General features: G+C 58.6%; 7 protein-coding genes and 1 rRNA gene. 3 read left to right on the forward strand and 5 right to left on the reverse strand.

The window, feature by feature from the left end; translation table 11 throughout:
- Window positions 1–153: 153 nt before the first annotated feature.
- The 3 genes from AC1AY0_RS10395 to AC1AY0_RS10405 form a co-directional block, all read right to left on the reverse strand.
- A complete protein-coding gene (locus AC1AY0_RS10395) occupies window positions 154–9,906 on the reverse strand; it encodes a fatty acid synthase subunit beta domain-containing protein (protein WP_476526379.1) in 9,753 nt (3,250 codons plus the stop codon).
- Window positions 9,907–9,979: 73 nt separating this feature from the next.
- Entirely contained in the window at window positions 9,980–11,620 is a 1,641-nt protein-coding gene (locus tag AC1AY0_RS10400; RefSeq protein WP_476524024.1) for an acyl-CoA carboxylase subunit beta, read from the reverse strand.
- The gene (locus tag AC1AY0_RS10405) at window positions 11,613–13,490 is read right to left on the reverse strand and encodes an ATP-binding protein (protein ID WP_476524025.1); all 1,878 of its coding nucleotides are present in this window, start codon (window positions 13,488–13,490) and stop codon (window positions 11,613–11,615) included. The genes AC1AY0_RS10400 and AC1AY0_RS10405 overlap by 8 nt, the downstream gene beginning before the upstream one ends.
- Window positions 13,491–13,921: 431 nt before the next feature.
- Between AC1AY0_RS10405 and AC1AY0_RS10410 the strand changes: the two genes are divergently transcribed.
- Complete coding sequence (locus AC1AY0_RS10410) at window positions 13,922–14,521, forward strand: biotin transporter BioY (protein ID WP_476524026.1); 600 nt, start codon at window positions 13,922–13,924, stop codon at window positions 14,519–14,521.
- A gap of 125 nt (window positions 14,522–14,646) precedes the next feature.
- On the opposite strand, the gene AC1AY0_RS10415 is transcribed toward AC1AY0_RS10410, so the two are convergent.
- Window positions 14,647–15,558 (reverse strand): biotin--[acetyl-CoA-carboxylase] ligase, encoded by a 912-nt coding sequence (locus AC1AY0_RS10415; RefSeq protein ID WP_476524027.1) that lies wholly within the window; start codon window positions 15,556–15,558, stop codon window positions 14,647–14,649.
- Window positions 15,559–15,820: 262 nt separating this feature from the next.
- Between AC1AY0_RS10415 and AC1AY0_RS10420 the strand changes: the two genes are divergently transcribed.
- Together AC1AY0_RS10420 and AC1AY0_RS10425 are read left to right on the forward strand one after the other, a co-directional pair.
- Window positions 15,821–17,977: a DUF6020 family protein gene (locus AC1AY0_RS10420; protein WP_476526380.1), complete on the forward strand. Its 2,157-nt coding sequence runs from the start codon at window positions 15,821–15,823 to the stop codon at window positions 17,975–17,977.
- Between the two features lie 24 nt (window positions 17,978–18,001).
- Window positions 18,002–18,871, forward strand: a complete 870-nt coding sequence (locus tag AC1AY0_RS10425) for a PucR family transcriptional regulator (RefSeq protein ID WP_476526382.1) — start codon at window positions 18,002–18,004, stop codon at window positions 18,869–18,871.
- A 179-nt stretch (window positions 18,872–19,050) separates the two neighbouring features.
- On the opposite strand, the gene rrf is transcribed toward AC1AY0_RS10425, so the two are convergent.
- Window positions 19,051–19,167: ribosomal RNA gene (gene rrf, locus AC1AY0_RS10430) — 5S ribosomal RNA — on the reverse strand.
- Between the last annotated feature and the right edge of the window lie 42 nt (window positions 19,168–19,209).

A 19,209-nucleotide genomic window follows, 5' to 3' on the forward strand; every position in this document is an offset into this window, starting at 1 on the left:
TCGTTTCGCCATTCTTAGCGGGTGAGTACTTGGGAGGCAGCCCCTGGTAACGCAGATAGATGTTTCGAAAAGCGGAAATCAGCCCCTCGTAACGTAGAAAGCCACTCCGAGGAGTGGCTTTCTACTGCGTCCTTGTCTTTTTAGCGAGAGCTATCAGGCTTCGTAGAAGCCGTTGGCACCAAGGCGAGCATCCGGATTGAGGAGCATGGCCTTTTCGACCTCGTGGTGGTCGTAGCCGCGAGAATCGTCGTGGAAGCGACGGTTCTCGATGGGCTCGTAGAGCGCGGCGCGACCCATCATGCCTTCCTCCAGGTGACGCTGACCGGCTGCCAGGCGTGCATTGGCGCGTTCACGCCAAACCTTCAGGGCCTCCTCGCCGTCCGCGCGGGCCACGGCTGCCTCGAAGGCACCAGGGTGAACCAGTGCAACGAAGCCGGAGACATGGCCGAAACCGAGTGAAGTAGCCAAACCGGCCTTCACTGGGCGACCAGCAGTCTCGTGACCGAACTGGTCTTCGCCGCCGCCGATGCGCAAAGACTTACGAACCCAAACCATGTGATCGTCGCGCTGAAGCTTCGGATCGACGCAGTCGAGTGCGGCATTAGCCGGAATCACGCCGGACTTGAACAGCTGAGTCAAGCCGTTGACCTGGAAGATGCAGGCACCGCCCTTGGCATGACCGGTGAGCGTCTTCTGGGAGATGACGAACAGCGGGTTGCCGTCCGTGCGGCCAATCGCGTGGGCCAGCGTATTGTGCAGCTCGGATTCGTTCGGATCGTTGGCATTGGTGGAGGTGTCGTGCTTGGAGACTACGGCAATATCGTCCGCGGAAACACCCAGAGCCGCCAAATCGTGCACCAGCTTGGACTTGCGTCCGCCAAGACCAGCCGCCAGAGCGCCAAGGCCCGGAGCCGGAATCGAGGTGTGCGCACCATCCGCATAGCTGTGGATGAAGCCCACCACAGCCGCAACCGGGAGTCCCAGCTTCAGCGCGATATCGCCACGGGTCACGAGAATCGTGCCACCGCCCTGGGATTCCAGGAAGCCACCACGACGACGGTCGTTCGCACGGGAGAAGAAGCGCGAATCGATGCCCTTGCCGTACATTTCGGCGGAATTGGCGGTGGCGTTCATGTTGCCGAATCCGATCACCGATTCCACGCCAATGTCATCGATGGCACCGGTAACCACGAAGTCCGCCTTGCCGAGAGCGATCTTATCGACGCCCTCTTCCAGAGAAACTGCTGCGGTAGCGCAGGCGGAAACCGGCTGAATCATATTGCCGTAGCCGCCGATGTAGGACTGCATCACGTGTGCAGCCACCACATTCGGCAAGGCTTCCTGCAGGATGTCGGTCGGAATCTCGTGGTTGAGGAAGCGGTCGAGGTACAGCTTGCGCATCGACATCATGCCGCCGAAACCGGTGCCCTGGGTCGAAGCCACCAGCGAGGGGTGAATCGACTGCAGGATTTCAACCGGGGTGAAACCGGCGCCCAAGTAGGCGTCCACCGTGGTGACGATGTTCCACAGTGCGATCTTGTCCACGTCGCCAACCATCGAGGCAGGAATGCCCCAACGGGTCGGGTCGAAGCCCTTCGGGAATTGGCCGCCAACCGTACGGGTCATGGTGGCGCGGCGCGGAACGCGAATCATCGAGCCGGCGTGACGGGTCACATTCCATTCGCCGGATTCGACATCCGGAGCGATGGTGGTGTGCTTGGAGTCCATCTTGACGTATTCGGCAGCGACTTCCTGGCTCGGCACGGAGAAGGTGACGTCGTGGTCCAGGAAGACCTCGGCTTCCTCTTCGTCGGCACCATCCTTGTAGTCGTTGCCCATGCCCTCCTCGAACGGACGAATACCAGAGCGGGCCACGACTTCGTCGTGATAACGCTCGGCAATGTCCTCTTCGGGAACGAGGTTGCCGTCCGTGTCGTACCAGCCTGGCTTCGGGCTATCGGTCCAGCTGAGCAGGCCCATGTTCCAAGCCAGTTCGAGTACTGCGCCAGCACTCAGATCGACTTCGCCGTCCGAATGGATGCCCAGTTCGGCTTCGGCACGGGTACGGCCGGAGCCCCACGGTCCGAGTTCGCCGATGGAGACGATGACGATTTCATCTTCTGGCTTTGCGGTGACGTTCTGCCAATCGTCGAGGTTGACTGCAGCCTGTTTGGTGATGATTGGCGTGGGCAGAGCCTTCAACACGGAGCCTTCGGCACTGTGTTCTCGCTTCTCTCCCTCAGTCACGGCATTTGCCGTGACAGCTCCCTCGTCAGAGGGGGCCGCCTTAGCGGCGTCAGCTTCGGCTTCGGCTCGGAGGGCCTTGATATCGATGGGCTCGGAGCCGAGACCACCGGTCAGGTCCACGTCGAGCGGATGCTTGACGGCTTCCGCACGGGATTCGGCAGTGCACAGATCAAGTAGCTTGGCTGCAATCTGAGCAGTCGAATAGGTGTGGATACCGTGACGCTCCACCACATTGACCAGTGGATCGTTACCGCCCATCAGGCCGGTGCCACGCACCCAACCGATCTTCGGATGAGCGAAGGTCACGCGTCCAGCCCAAGCATCACGTTCGGCACGAGCACGATTGACTACGGCATCGAATGCAGACTTGACTTCGCCGTATGCACCGTCACCGCCGAACACGCCACGGTTCGGGGAACCGGGCAGCACCACGTGAAGCTTGTGCTGCACGTTGGTGTCAGCACCAATTTTCGACAAACCTGCGATGGCGCGTTCCACACCCCAGAGCATGAGTCGAGCCTGGGACTCGAACAGGTCGCCAGCATCGGCCAAAGTGCCGTGGACCGGCGGCGCTGCGAACGGGAAGAACAGTGTCGGCTCATACGCGGGCTTCAGAATCGTGGTGGTGGCACCGGAGGTCTTCTTCTGCTCGTTGCCCACCCAGTCGACCAGTGCATCCACATCGCGGTAGCTGGAGAGGTTGGCCGGAACCAGCCACAGCTTGGCGTTACCGGTGGCATGTGCACGGTACGCCTGCTTTGCCCAAGCCTTGATAGACGGCTTGAAACTGTGGGAGGTAGCCACCACGGTGGCACCACCTGCGAGCAGTCCTTCAACCACCTGAGCTGCAATCGAGTTCGGGCTTACGCCGGTAACGATGGCGATGTCGTTCGCGAAGCGGGATGCTTGAACGCTTGAGGATGCGGGTTCGAGGGCTTCGGAGGCGACCTTTTGGAAGATGGACTTGAGGTCGGAGATTGAAGTGGAGGCCACTGACATGGCCGCAGTCTTATTCGGCTTCTCTCCCTCAGTCTCGCGCTGCTCGACAGCTCCCTCATCAGAGGGAGCCAAGAGCTGGTCAGCAAACCAAGTAGATTCGTCGGCGATGGTTTTGCCGAGGCCGATGAAGCTGCCTTCCAGTGCGGAAGCATCGTGTTCGTAGTAGGCGCGCGCCAAATCCTCGCGAGCGGAAGCCCAACGGTCATCGAAGAGAATGGCCTTGTTGGCATCGAAGCGAGGCTCAACCTGCTTCGGCCAATCGGAGCCGAGTTCAGCTTCGACGGCAGCCACAACAGCCGCATTCTCATCTTCGGTTTCTTCCGGCACCGGAGCGGCCACGCCGAGTTCGTTCAGCACGAAGCGAGCGGTGGCGGCAAGTACGCCATTGGAACCAGTGACCTTTTCAGCGAACGCATCGAGAGCTGCGGAATCCACCACAGCGCCACCGGCTGCACCGCCTGCGGAAGGCAGAGCCACGGAAATACCCTTCAGCTGAGCGACTGCCTGAACGGCTGCGTCGATGAGCTTATCGGCTTCAGCCTTGGACTGCACAGCTGCGGTAGGCAACTTGGCCAGGTCACCACCACGGGAGCTGGCACCTTCACGAGTGTCCAACAGCAGAACGGCAAGCACGCTGGCCACCCAGCCTTCACCGAGCTGCCAGACGCCGGTCACACGGTCGCGAATGTACTGCTGCTTGACGCCGGCAGCACCAAACAGTGCGCGCAAACGATCGCGCAATGCCTCGGAAAGCACAGCACCAAACGGCTTGTAGTTCGGGGCAGCTTTATTGACGATTTGAGCAAGCTGCACCAGCGTCGCCTCGGCAGCCCCATCCACGCTGGCCACGCCGAGTTCGGAGCTGATGTCCATCAGCAGCTGATTACGGCGAGACGAGACACCGTTAGTCAGGGTATCGGTGGTGTCGGTGCTGCCGATTTGGTCAAGACGCACCTTGGCGGAGTAGGCCATGAGCACGCCGATGGCGTCGGATGCCTTGAAAGGAAGGTCGGCGATGGCTGCGCCGGACGGAGCTCCGACTGCGGGAGCGGAACCAAGTTGGGAAGCGGCACCGTTCTTGGCTCCCTCTGACGAGGGAGCTGCCTGCGAAGCAGGCTGAGGGAGAGAAGATGCAGCGTGAGCCGCGGAAACAGAGGATTGGCCTGCGGCCAATGCCGTATTGTTGGCGGCGTGAGCCGCGGTCTCTCCCTCAGTCAGCCTGCGGCTGCCAGCCCCGTCGTCAGAGGGAGCCGAAGTGGACTCGTCATCTTCCTCAGGAACCAGCGAGTCCGAATCGGTCATGTAGACGCGGCCTTCGTCGCGGCCTACGTTGTAGACCACGGTGTCGGTGCCGGCGAATTCGGGCAGACGCAGGGTCTTGGCACCGAGGTTGGCCAGGGTCGGCGCGTTACCGAGTCCGACTTCCACGTATTCTTCAACGCCGAGTCCTCCAGCAGTTCGAGAGCCGAACAGCAGGGCCTGGGTTTCAATCCAACGCACCGGGGAGGCGAACTGCCAGGAGAGCAGTTCGGTCAGCAGCAGTCGGCCGAGCTTCTGATCGTCGGCAGCATAGGAATCCCACACAGCCGGATTCTCCAGCGCCTCGCGGATGCGCTCGGACGGCACGACTTCAAGAATCTTCGCCGCGAATTCGCGCGTCATCTCAAACGGCACAGCCACCAGGTTCGGAATATAACGGCCAACCAGACGGCCACGGTAGTCGATGTACTGCGGCAGCAGTGCGTCGAGCTTGTCGCGGAACTCCGGCACGCCCTTGCGCAGCAGTGTGGAGTGGAACGGCACATCAATGCCCGGCACCAGCATGAACGCCGGCTTGCCACCGTATTCGGCAACGCGGCGTGCGGCGTCGGTCTTCAGGGCCTTGAGGCCTGCAATCGTGCCGGCGATGGCGTACTGCTGGCCGGCAAGGTTGTAGTTCACAATCTGCAGGAATTCGCCGCTCTTTTGCGCCACGCTGTCAACGTACTCGCGCACGTGCGCGTCATCCACACCGAACTGGTTTGGGCGCAGGGCTCCCATGCGGTAGTTGGAGCGGCCCTGGGCGTCGCGATCGATCAGATGGTGCATGGTGGAACCACGGTGGAACACGAGTTCCAGCACGGTTTCCAACGGAATCACGCCAGCGAATGCAGACAGCGCATTGTATTCACCGAGTGAATGGCCAGCAAAGTAAGCGGGCCAAATATCAGCACCGGCTTCGCGCAAACGTGCGGTTTGCGCGAAGGCCACGGTAGCGAGCGCCACCTGAGTGAACTGGGTGAGATTGAGCAGTCCTTCAGGGTGACGATAGGTGACGCCGTTGGCGGTCAGTTCCTTAGGATTATCGCGAACCAGTCCGATGATGGAGAATCCCAGCTTGGTGCGGGTCAGCTTATCTGCACGCTCCCATACGTCGCGGGCAGCAGCGGACTTGGCACGCTCGTCCAATACCATACCTTGCTTCTGGATGCCCTGGCCTGGGTAGACGAAAGCAGCGCGAGGTGCGCGAACCAGTGCGGTGCCGCGGGAGACCAACTGGCCATCGATACGGCAGGTGACTTCGAGAGTCATGCCGCCGTGGCTGACCTTGCCGACGCGTTCCACGGAAATCTCGACCACGTCACCGAGCTGCACCATGCCGTACATGTTGTAGGTCCAGCCGGCAATCTCGTAATGAGCACCCTTATCGTCCTTGGCTTGCACGGCGTGCTGGGCGGTGGCGGACAGCCACATACCATGCACGAGCGGAGCCTTGAGGCCGGAGATACGCGCGCCACGAGTGGAGGTGTGAATCGGGTTGAAATCACCGGAAGTGCGGGCGAAGGCAGTCATGTCGCTCGGAGCGGTGACCTTCACGCGGCGCAGCAAACGCCTTGGAGTGGACTCGATTTCGTCGTGTTCGGCCCCACCGAATTCCGGCGCATCGGCCGGCAGTGCGTCAGAATAGACGCGGCCGCGAATCGCGAAACGTTCGGTTTCGCGGGCGAGCAGCGTGCCGTCGGCGGCGGTGTGGGTCACATGGATAGCGACTACGCGGCCGGATGCGGATTCGAAGTAGTCCTCCGCCCACGAGGTGAGTGCAACGGTCTCGCCAACGTGGCGCAGCAGTTCTTCTTCATCAACTTCAAGTTCGATGAGATGGTCGAGATGCACAGCATTGAGCAGGCCTTCGATTACCGGGTATCCGTTGACGGATACGGAGCCGAGTGCCGCGTAAATCGCCGGCCATGCCGGGCCGACCAATGCATCAGGCGCGATGCGGCTGGGCTGCAGTGCTGCAGGCAGAGCGCCACCGGTGGCCGCTTCGTGGTCGAAACCAAGGTTGGCGGAGAGAGTGTAGGTAGTGTATGCTTCGCCGAACGGACGATCAGAGGAGACCGCTGCCGCAGTCGCTGTGTTGTTGGCCTTCTCTCCCTCAGTCTGCTGTGCAGACAGCTCCCTCGTCAGAGGGAGCCGAGAGGCTGGCACAATCTGCGGCATTGCGGTGAGTTTGTCGCCGGTGATTGCGGTGTTGCCGATGCCTGCGGTGGCGGCGAGCATCGCATACACGTCTGGAATCAGTCGCTCACGATCCACTACCGGCACTCGGCCAGGCTCAGCACCGTTCACAATCAACGGAATGACGATGTCGCGCACGGCATGCTTAGAAGTGCCGCCGTCCGGATCGTTGTCCCAGAAAGTATCGAGATGGATGTCGAGATCGTACTTGCCCGCTGCGGCATCGAATGCGCGAATCTCATAATTCTCGTCGCCCAAGGCGGTGCCGTAGGCGGGATTGTCGGTAATGTGACCAACCCAAGAGATGTTCGGGGACTTACGGATGAAGTCTTCAGCAGACAAGGCTTCGCCAAGTGCTGCGAAATCGGCAACCTCAGCTTCACCAGCTTCCGCCTCCTTCGCACGTTCGATAGCAGCCTGCTCAAAGCGGCCGAGAATCGAAGCCACCGGCTCATCCACCGTGGTAATGCCAGCCACGGAAATCGGACCCGGAATAGCGCGCACGGAATCGGCGGAATAGCGCGCATCTTCGGACTGCCAGAGCTGATCCTGACCCCACCAGCGCAGCAGATCATGATCGATAACCGGCACGAATGGCATCGGCTTCGGATACTCGCGCACAAGCACTGGGAACCATGCCACATCCGCGGGCACTACCTTGAGCTCGGCAGTACGCGGGTAGACTTCAGCAAGCTTGGCGAGTGCGGCTTCCGGATCGGCGGCCACGCCGGCACGGGTCAGCAGACCGGCTGCGGCAGCCACGTCGGCAGTGGCATCGGTTGCGGCGAACAGCTGGGAGGTGAACTCACCGGAATCGGTATCGTTGACGCGCGCTTCGATACGCTCGAGCAGATGCTGGAAGCGATCGGCATACGTGGGATCGACCCAGGGAAAGGCGAGTTTGGCGAAACGCTGAGCCCATTCGAGATAGGTCATGGAAGCAAGGTCGCCGAAGTATGGCTTGGCGGTCTTATCCAATGCTGCGATGATTTCCTCGCGGCGAGAGTCCAGCTCCTCTGGATGCTTCATAACACGCACCAGCAGTCGGCCGCATTCAGCGGAAGCGTTCTCCAGCTCATAGATGTCCGCGTGTAGGTGGCTCAAACCAGAGGAGACACCGCCCACGGACTTTCCGGACGGCACCCAATGCGAGGCCTGAGGCGCGAACACGTCAGCAGGAGCCTTATCAGTGACTTCAGCGCCATCAGTAGCGGCAGCAATGCCTTGGGTCTTGACCAGCAGCTGCTTGACTTCCGGACTGGTGTGCGCTTCCTTGGCCGTCATCACGGCGGTGCCCACCAGCACGCCATCCACCGGCATATCCGGCAGGCCGTATGCGCGAGCCCACTGGCCGGAAATGTAGTCGGCGGCACGTTCAGGAGTACCGATACCGCCACCGGCCACCAGCACCAGGTTTTCGCAAGCGCGTACGTCAGCGTAGGTGGCGGCCAGCAGATCATCCAAAGCCTCCCAGCTATGGTGACCGCCCGCCTCGCCGCCTTCCACCTGAATCATGATGGTTGCAGGAGCCACGGCCTTGGCAATAGCCACCACCTGGCGAATCTGCTCAACGGTACCCGGCTTGAAGCTCACGTATGGCAAGCCGTCCGCATGCAGGGACTTGATCAAAGCAACGGCCTCATCGAGTTCAGGAATGCCAGCGGACACCACCACGCCATCAATCGGAGCGCCGGAAGCGCGCTTCTTCGGCACGATGCGGGAGGAGCCGAACTGCAGGTTCCACAGGTAGCGATCCATGAACATGGCGTTGAATTCCACCGTGCGGCCTTCTTCGAGCTGCTGTTCCAGCTCAGCCACGTGACGGTCGAAGACTTCAGCGGTTACCTGGCCACCGCCTGCGAGCTCAGCCCAGTAGCCGGCGTTGGCGGCCGCAGCCACGATTTCCGGGTCCACTGTGGTAGGAGTCATGCCTGGCAGCAGTACCGGCGGTTTGCCGGTGAGCTTGGAGAACTTGGTGACAAGCTTGCTTCCGGCCGGGGTTGCGATCACGCGCGGCGCGAATGTCTTCCAGTTCTGCGTGCGTTCGGGCTCGGTTTCCAGCGTCGACAGTGCCGCGCGTTCAGCCAGCGTCGTGGCCTCCACCACGCCAACGCCGGTACCCTGCACCACGTTGCCAATCAGCTTGCCCAGCGTATTGCCCGGACCCAAATCCACAATCCACAGCTTGGCCGGATTGTCAGCGGTTTCCAGCAGATGCTTGACGCGCGCATTCCAATCCACATGATTAATGAGAACTTCCTCTGCGAGCGCGCGTGCACGGCTCTGGTCGAAGCCGCAGGCTGCCGCCCATGCCACGGTCTGCTCCACAGCCTCGGCCATCAGCGGCGAGTGGAATGGCAGGGTGACTTCCAAATATTCGAGCGTTGGATTGAACACGGTACCGCCGCGCAGCTTCTGTTCGCGCAGTTTGGCCTGATGCTTGTGTTCGCGTTCGGTTTCAACAGCGAACGCAGCCAAATCTTCGGGGTAGCCCGACAGCACGTAATGATTGCTGGAATTGGTGACGGCGATGGAAATCGGTCCGCGCGCATGCTTGGCGTCAACAACGCGCGCGATAAGTGCCTCGACTTGTGCCTTGGTCGCCCCCTTGACGGAGAGCATCGGGCTGGCCTCGCCATACTTGGCGCCGAGTCCCAGTTCGCGCACGCGGCGGGTGCCGGCTGCACCGATCAGGGAGGCAGTGGCCAGGATTTCGTTCAATGCGTCGCCGGCTGCCTCCACAGAGCCGGCTTTCTCGATAGCGCGAGCCATGTGTACGGCAAGCACGCCTTGCGAATGGCCAAGCACGGCAACCGGCTTGGCGGCAGGCAGGCTGTAGCCGAGATGCTCGAGGTCGAGCAATGCGCCCAGCTGGGTTAGTGCGATGCCTTCGACTGATGCGGTGGCGTCAGCTGCCGTACCCAGGCGAGCCGGATTTGCGGTGAAGCCAAACAGATCAACAGGGCGACCTGTGGTGGCGAGCAGGTCTGCGGCGACTGGAGCGAGCAGTCGGCTGGCGGCTTCGGCATGTGCATGCAGTGCTTCGGCAAGGCTCGGATCGGTGGTCTGATCGGCGAGCGCCACCGGCCACGGGGTGGATTGTCCGGCAAAGGCGAGCGCATGCGGCTCAGCGGCCAGTCGGTTCAGGAAGAAGGTAGTCATAGTGTTCCTTGGGTTGGTTGGTTTGCGTCTTACAAAGTTCAAAGTTCGGCTCCCTCTGACGAGGGGGCCAGCGTTACAGCGGTTGGTTGCCGTGGTGTTTGGGGGTGCGTTTCACACGCCGCTTGGTGGCCAGCGTGGCGAGCGATTCCACGATGACTTCGCGGGTCTGCTCGGGGTCGATCATCGCGTCAATCTGCCCGATTTCGAGCGAGAGGTTCGCGTTCACAGTGCTGGTTTCGTATTCCTTGATGTACTTGGCTCGCAAGGCCTCCACATCAAGCCCGGATGCTTTGGCTTTGGCCAAATCATGGCGATGAATAATATTGACTGCTCCAGCGGCACCCAGCACTGCAATCTGCGAGCTCGGCCAAGCGAAGTTCAGATCGGCACCGATGGCTTTGGATCCCATCACGATGTATGCGCCGCCGAACGCCTTGCGCAGCACCACGGTGACCAGTGGCACCTGAGCATTGGCGTAGGCGTAAATGACTTTGGCTCCGCGGCGGATGATGCCGGCATGTTCCTGATCGGAGCCGGGCTTGTATCCGGGCACGTCCACCAGTGTGACCACCGGCAGATTGAAGGCGTCGCATAGACGTACGAATCGTGCGACTTTTTCGGACGAATCGACGTCCAGAATGCCGGCGCGAACGTTCGGCTGGTTTGCCACAATACCCACCGGTTTGCCTTCAATGCAGGCGAATCCCACGAGCGCCGAGGCACCGAACAGTTCCTGCACTTGCACGAATTCGCCGTAGTCGGTGATGCAGCGGATGACGTCGAGCATGTCGTACGGTTGGCGTTCGTTGGCAGGCACGATGGTGGCCAGTCGTTTGGCGGTGTCGCGTTCGGCGCGAGTGGCGGCGTACGCGTATACAGGCGGCTGACTTTCGGCATTAGATGGCAGGTAGGCGAGCACTGTTCGCGCGTAGTCGATGGCGTCGGATTCGTCTTCACCGAGATAATGGGCTACGCCGGATACCTTGTTGTGCACTTCGCCGCCACCGAGGTCCGCCATGGAAATGGTTTCGCCGGTGGCTGCCTTGACCACATCCGGTCCAGTGACGAACATGTTCGAGTTTTCGCGGGTCATGATGATGAGATCCGTCAGGGCCGGGCAGTAGACGGCACCACCGGCGCATGGGCCCAAAATCAGGCTCAACTGAGGTACAAAACCGCTGGCTTCGCAGGTTTTGCGGAAGATGCGACCGTATTGGGTGAGTGCGGCCACGCCTTCCTGAATGCGAGCGCCGCCAGAATCCACGATGGCAACAATCGGCACTTTGAGGTCGATGGCCATGTCCATGAGTCGGCAGATCTTCTCGCCTTCCGCAGTACCTAATGTGCCGCCTTTGACGGAGAAGTCCTGGGCGTACACGGCGACTTTGCGTCCGTAGACCAGTCCGAAACCGGTGATGACTGCGGCTCCGGCATTGCCACCGGCGATGTTGCCGCCTTGGAATCGGCCAATTTCCTCGAAGGAATCGGTATCGAAGAGCAGGTCGAGGCGTTCGCGTGCGGTTTTCTTGCCTTTGGCATGCTGCTTATCGCGAGCGCGATCTTCGGCAGCACGGGCCAGTTCGGCCGCACGAACCACGGCTGCGCGCAACGGCTGATGCCCGGAGGGCTGCGCAGTCGCAATCGCACCAGCCGCAGCAGTCGAGGCAGCAGCCTGCACGGCCTTCACAGCCGGCGAATCCATAATGTCAGTCATTGCCGCTCCCCTTCTTGCCGGCAGTCACATCCAGTGTCACCAACGTGTCTCCGGCTTCCACGCCATCGGCGGGGCTCACGAAGATCTTCTTGACTTCGCCGGCTGCAGGCGCGTACACGTAGTTCTCCATCTTCATGGATTCGAGCACCACGAGCAAATCGCCCTTGGCTACCTGCTGGCCTTCGGATACGTTGATGCGCGTGACCACGGCCTGCATTGGCGATGCGATAATGCCGGACTTTGCACCATCGTTTACTGCAGCAGCTCCGGATGCCACGTTGTGCAGACCAGCGCCGCGCAACGGCTGGGTTGGGCGCTTAGCATTGCGAGCGCGGGCCGAGCCGGTCAGGTTTTCCACAATGTCCAGCGGCACAGTGAGCTTGACTCGGCGGTCGTTCATTTCGATAACGAATGTTTCAGACTTGGCTTTATCCGTGTTTCCTGCTGCCGCACCAGGAGCTCCAGCAGCCGCGCCTGCCAGGGAGGCTGGCTGACCGGCACGAGCGGAATTCGGCTCACGATTCAGGTAGGTGCGTTCTAGCCACTTGGTGGTCACGGAGAATGGATGCCCATGCTCGGCGGTGAAATCGTCGTTACGGAAGATCTCCTTGTACAGCGAGATTGGCGTCGGTACGCCTTCGATCACCAGTTCGTCGAGCACTCGGCGCACGCGGGCCACGGCATCGAGACGGTTCTGCGCGGTGACAATCACCTTGCCCATCATCGAATCGAACTTTGGTGAAATCGTGTCGCCTTGTTCCACGCCGGTATCAATGCGCACACCCGGGCCTGCAGGCCATTGGATTTTCTCTAACGTGCCGGAACCTGGAGTCAGATTGGTTGCCGGATCCTCGCTGGTGATGCGCAGTTCAAAACTGTGACCGCGCGGCTCGGGCGCATGTGTCAATTCACCACCCGAGGCAATGACCAGCTGCTCGCGCACCAAGTCGAGTCCGCTGACTTCTTCAGACACCGTATGTTCCACTTGAAGGCGCGGATTGACCTCCAGGAAATAGACCTTGCCGTTCGGCGTCACCATGAATTCACATGTGCCGAGGCCCACGTAATCCACGGTGGTGAACAGTCTGCGGGAGTATTCCTCCAGCGTCGATACCACTGCTTCGCTTAAGTATGGAGCGGGCGCCTCTTCCACAAGCTTCTGGTTGCGGCGCTGCAGTGAACAGTCACGGGTGGAGTAGACGGTGAAATTGCCATGCGAATCGCGGCCAGACTGGGTTTCCACATGGCGAGCCTTGTCCACGAACTTTTCAATGAAGTATTCATTCAGGTCGCCGCCCTGCAGCGCATCATGGTTCATATAGAAGCGGCGCAGCTCTTCATCATCATGCACCACGGTGATGCCATGACCGCCACCGCCATCAGTGCGCTTCATCATGATGGGGTATCCGTGGGTATGCGCGAAGTCGAGCAGCGTGCGCACGTCGGTCACTGGTTCGGAAATACCCGGCACAGGCGGCACTTTGGCTCGCAAGGCCACTCGGCGAGCGGTGATTTTATCGCCAAGGTCCACGAGTGCGGTGTGATGCGGACCCACCCAGATGGCACCGGCTTCCTCAACCTTGACCGCGAAACTCGGCACTTCGGAAAGGAATCCGTAGCCGGGATGCACGGCGTTTGCTCCGGAGCGATGGAGAATATCGATGAGCAAGTCTTCGTTGAGGTAGGTGTCTTTGTAGGTGTCGCCGGACAGCAGGTAGGCTTCATCCGCCATGTCTACGTATCGGCTGTTTCGATCTTGTTCGGCGTACACGGCCACTGTGGATATCCCCATCTCCTTGGCCGTGCGTACCACGCGAAGGGCTATTTCACCTCGGTTCGCGATCAGTAATTTCTTGACACTTTGAGTCATATCGTCAGATTGTCCTCGCGTGAGCCAGCCTCGGCAATCGGCATCCAAACAAAACCGATCACTTGGTTTTGTAGAGCCCAAACAAACGTCTGCGTAAGTTTCGCTTACGTAACCGGCAAGTTTAGCACCCTATAATCCGCAGTATTCCGCCGATTATTGGCTCATTAATAAACGAAATTCAAAGTTGACATTAATGCGCTTATTCGTCAACTTACAACAAAGATAACTTTTGATTTTTGTATTTCCACACGAAACTACACAAAACCAAACATTCGTACGATGGCAATTGTTGGGGGAAGGCTCCTAAATCACACTCTGATTGATTCAGCCGTCACCTTCCACAATTTGCCAATCAGCAATACCTGCTGTCTCATTCCCAAAAAGGTGTGAGACATGTTGCTGTCGAGCATTCACACGCAAGGGGAATTATTATGCAGTCTTCACACACCACAACTCCCGCTGCCGCCGCTAGCTCAGTAGCGCGCCGCGTCATCGCCGCTTCTTGGAAGCCGGTGCTGTTCGCCGTGCTGCTCTGGCTGTCCGCAGCCGCTGGCGAAATTCCGATTCCCGGTACGCCGGTTCCTATTACGCTGCAGACTTTTGTGGTGATGCTTGCTGGTCTTATGCTGTCTTGGCGTCAGGCTGGCTCTGCTCTTGCCTTGTACATTGCAGCAGGTGCGATTGGTCTGCCGGTATTTGCCGGTGGAGCTTCCACGATGGCACTGGTAGGCCCGAGCGCTGGATTCATCTTCGGATTCTTGCCGGGCGTTGTGGCTATCGCTCTGCTGCGCGGTAAGGCCAACACCACTTCCGTAGCTGCAGCAGCGCTGACTGCCGGGCGTTATTTATTTGCTGCGCTGATTGGCGGCGTTGTAGTCGTGTACGCTTTTGGTTTCCTCGTGCAGTCTGCACTAACTGGTGCTCCGATTGCCGCTGTGGCACTGGCTTCGATGGGCTTTGTTGCCGGTGACGCCGTCAAGGCTGTTGTCGCCGCTTTGGCTGCAGCTGGATTAACCAAGCTGAGCCGCTGATTGCCGAGCGACTATCAGCAACATCTGTAATACGCAGTGTGGGCTACGGATATGCCCCGTAGCCCACACTGTTCTCTCTACTTTCTTGCATCGCCAACGGCAACTGCGACGTTGACGACATCTATTTACAGCACACCAACATCAGCCGTGTGCACAATATGATCCACTCCATCTGGGGTACGCAGAATAAGCGAGGCATCATCATCAAGTCCAATGGCCTCGCCAATAAGCGAACTGCCATCGGTGAAATGCGCCTCGACTTCACGGCCGCGCGCCCAGCAAACCGCTTTCATTTCCTCACGCAAAGCCTCAGCCTGGCCTGCAGGATCGGCCACAAACTTGGCCAACCGCTCACCCAATCCAACAACTTCGCGGGCGGCTACATCATCACGCATGTCATCAAATGATGGCAATCCAGTGGCGTGCAGCTGCAGTGAAGTCGATTTTGCCGTGGGCAGACGGCTTGGAGCAAGCGCCAGATTCAAGCCAATGCCGAACACCAGCGCCACATCATCGCTAGCGCCAGCGGAATCCGGAATCATCACCAACTCGGATAGCAATCCACCAAGCTTCAAACCATGGCAGAACACATCGTTCGGCCATTTGAGTTCAAGGAAGTGCGCGGCATCGATCATGGAAGCGCCGGATTCCTCAATCATGCCGTTCAGCGCATCAAGAGTGGCCAGTCCCGCAATCATTTGCAGCCAGCCGTTCAGCGAGCCATCCGTCGCGATCTCACGCGGCATACGGACAACATAGGAGATGGTTGAGCAGCATCCGGGCTGACTAATCCAACCATGACCATTCCGACCGCGCCCAGCAACCTGGCTGTCTGCCACTACCACATCTACGGCAAGACGACCATTATGCTTGGACTCTCCATTGACCTCGCCCGCAGGCGGCATCAATGAGCCGTCCGTAATCATCTGGGCGGCCAGTGCATTCGTGGAATCGGTTTCGGCAACACTGACGACCCGATTCGCAACGGCCTCGGTTTTTGGCAACCGCGGCATCGTGGTATGTAGTGCAAGCATCATGGGCAAAACGTTACCTCATTTTGCTCGTCCCGAAAACCAAAAATCCCACGAAAAACGGCTAAAAATCAAGGTTTTTGACGATATTGCACTGTGTGAGCGTTCACAGGTGAGCAAAGTCACAGCGCAGTTCATACTGTTCCATTACGCAGCCGGCGCATTGCCCAAGTTCCACTGCTCAGCCTAGAAACTTTACGCACAAAACAATCAACCTTCATCTGTCGCAACAATGCGTCCGACTGCATATCCAGCTACCATTACAACCATGCATCAACCAGTTCCCACGCAACAGCAAGTCGTTTCCCGCCGTGCTCATCCGCGCATTGCCCGTATCGGCGCTATCGCACGGTGGACGCTGGCAGTACTGGCTTGCCTATGGCTGGCATTGTGCACTGCGGTGGGCCCGCTGTACTGGGATTTTGAAACCGGCACTATTGCGCATTGGAACTGGGCGAACACCGCAATCTTTATCGGTTCGTTCATTATCTATTTCGCTATCATTCTTGGATTTGTGCGCTATGCGGAACTTGGACGCGTACTTCCCGCCAAACTCAGAGCATATCTACACAATGCAGTCCAACGGTTGCGTACCATTGCGACGGCGAGCGCGACTGATAATGCAAGCAATGCAGACAGTGCGGATAATGCAGACGCCGCAAATGTCCAGAAATCACAGAACAGTGATCAATCGCGCTCAACCGTTGCGCAGAAGCGTCGCTTCCATATTTCCGCACATGATGTGCTGCATGCTGTAGCGTCCGCGCTATCGTTTGCGAATCGCTGGATTATCCGCGGCACCAATCGATTCTGGAAGCTGTTGCTGGTGTTCTTCATCGGCTGGCTCTGGGTACCCACTACCCTGCTCGCCGCATTTGGCGCAGATGTCCGCTCACAAATCCGCGAATTCAGCTGGGCCTGGAACCAGTGGACTGGCCTGAAACAGCCGTATATCGGCTTCTTCTCCTTCGTGCCGATGGACATCTACCCCACCGCGCACTATATGTGGCCTTCCGACCCCACGTATCTCACCGATCAGCACAATATCGTGCTCACCCTGATTTACGGTGCTACGGCCGCCTTCTCGCGATATGTGACTGGCTCAAACGATGCTGGCATTGTGGTGCTCGCCGCTCTGCAAATGTTGTTTGCCGTGTTCTGCTGCGCAGCCACAGCACATCGATTCCTGAATCGCCCTTGGCTTAACAATCAGCCAGGCAGCGCAGCATCAGTCTCTGCACATGCTGATGATGCCGCAGTTCCTCAGCAGGCTGGCGGACTGGCTCGATTCCTAATTCTGCTGTTCTTTATGGTGTGCCCGTTGGCTGTATTCTCAACGATTTCGCTGACCAAATCACCTCTGTTCGCATTCGCGTTCGTCTGGTGGTTTGGCATCTGGTATGAGCTCACGCAAACGTGGAGGCCGGCAGCCAAGCAGGCAACAAAGTCTGCTGCTAAGCCTGCCGCATTGCCAATTCTGCGCCTGCCACGCCACAGTTTTATCGCCTTTATTGTGTCTACGTCGGTCATGCTGATCTCCGCCAAATACGCCTGGTACATTATCGCCCTGCAAATCGTGCTCGCGATTATTGCCGACCGTCGACGCTGGGCCACCTATGTTGCCGCCCTGCTGATTCCCACCGTGCTGATTCACGGTGGCATCTCCCTAGCCATTTCCTCAGGCGTTATTATCGGTGGAGATCCCATCGAAAGCCGCGGCGTACAGCTGCAGATGATTGCGCGCGTGGCACAACGCAATCCAGACGGTATTTCCGCCGAAGCCAAAAAGAACCTCTCCCCCGTGTTCAACGAGGATCAGATGGCTGACGCATACTCCCAGCAGGATGCCGATCCGGTGAAATCCTCTGGTATTCAAGCCAAAAAAGTCAGTTATAAATGGCGTACGGTGACGCCGGAAGATATGGCGAACTTCAATAAGGCATGGCTTGATATCGTCAAAGACAATCCAATCATCGCGCTCGATGCGCTGCTTGCTAAATGCTTCGGTTATTTCAATGTGACCGATCAACCGTATGTATCGATGACCTATTACGTGACCAGCGATTATGTGCAAAAAAATTCGGTATGGATTAAGTCCTATAACCATAATTGGCGCGAGCAAATTGCCGGCTTTGCAAAAGCTTGGGGCGAGATTCCTGTACTTGGCTGGCCAACGCATGGCAATTTCTATGTGGTGATGACATTGTTGATCGGTGCTGCTGAGGTGATCCGCCGCCGTTGGCTCACATTGATGACGCATATTCCGCTGCTATTGCTTATGGGCGTGATGATTACTGCGCCGGCCAATAATTTCGAGCGTCATATGCTGCCTGTGGCTTTTGTATTCGGGTTTGTGGTGCTCACGTACTGGCGTGAGTCGCGCGCGGAATTAGCGGCTGCTTCCCAATTGACTATTCACTCATAAGCGTCAAGGTTTACACTATTGGTTATGCCTTCAGACTTTCTTGATCTTCTTGCCGCCGATGTGGCAGACGGCACTGATGCCTGCGCTGTTGATCGGATACGCAAAGTTCTTTTCGAATGTCTGTTTAATCGCTTATCTGATCAGCGTGTGACTTCTTTATTCGCACTGCTTGGTTTTGAGGGTGATTTTGACAGCTATGCCATAGCTGGATATCCGGCACGCTCTTCAGCACGTACGCGCAAATCCATTGAGAAAATCGTCTCTGATTTCGGTGGCGTATGTCTGACGGCAGAGCATGTTATGAGCAATCCGATTACCACTCTTGCGACTTATGGTGATAAAGGTAATCAAGGTAATCAGTCAGATAAGTCTCATGCTGTTGTTGTGGCACTGATTCGGCCAGCGGGTGCTGCCACTCCTGAAATCATCTGCAATACGATTGCCTCTGAATTTGACGATGTAAAGCCTTTGGCATTAGGCCCTCAGCGCACTGGTGCACAGGGCGCAATGAGGACGATACAGACCGCGTTATATTGCTTGCAGGCTGCTCCTGCATTGGCGGCTGCAGTTCCACAATTGCCGCGACCATTGCGCAATGATGATGCTCTGCCGGAGCGAGCGATGATTGGCGACCGTGATGCTCAGGAAGAGCTGGTTAACGTGGTGTATGGCAGTTTGGCTGCAGCTGGACCTGATGATCCTACGCTATTGACTGTTTCCACGTTTTTGAAGTATGGCGGCTCTTTGGAAACCGCCGCTAAAGAATTGAATGTACATCCCAATACGATTCGGTACCGCTTGAAGCGCGCTGCTGAATCAACGGGCTGGGATGCGACCGACCCGAGAGAAGCATTCGTCCTCTCCTGCGCCATCGCCCTAGGCCGTATGAATTGATGCCATGTGTGTTTGGCCCCCTCTGACGAGGGGGCTCCCGGCGCAGCCGGGTGGGGGAGAGCAGTTGCGCCGCCCTTGGGCGGCGGACAGAACAGAATCGGCCGCGGGCCGATGCCGATGTGTCCGGGTATGCAAGAGGCCCCGATACCGTATGGGTATCGGGGCCTCGATAAGTGTGAATGCGGCGGTGTGCTACTCTCCCACACCCTGTCGGGTGCAGTACCATCGCCGTGCCAGGCCTTAGCTTCCGGGTTCGGAATGGGACCGGGCGTCTCCCCTGGGCCATGACCGCCGCAAATCTTCAATTCTATCGGCCGGACGTATCGTCCGCCGGCATT

This window comes from Bifidobacterium sp. LH_416, assembly GCF_056357055.1.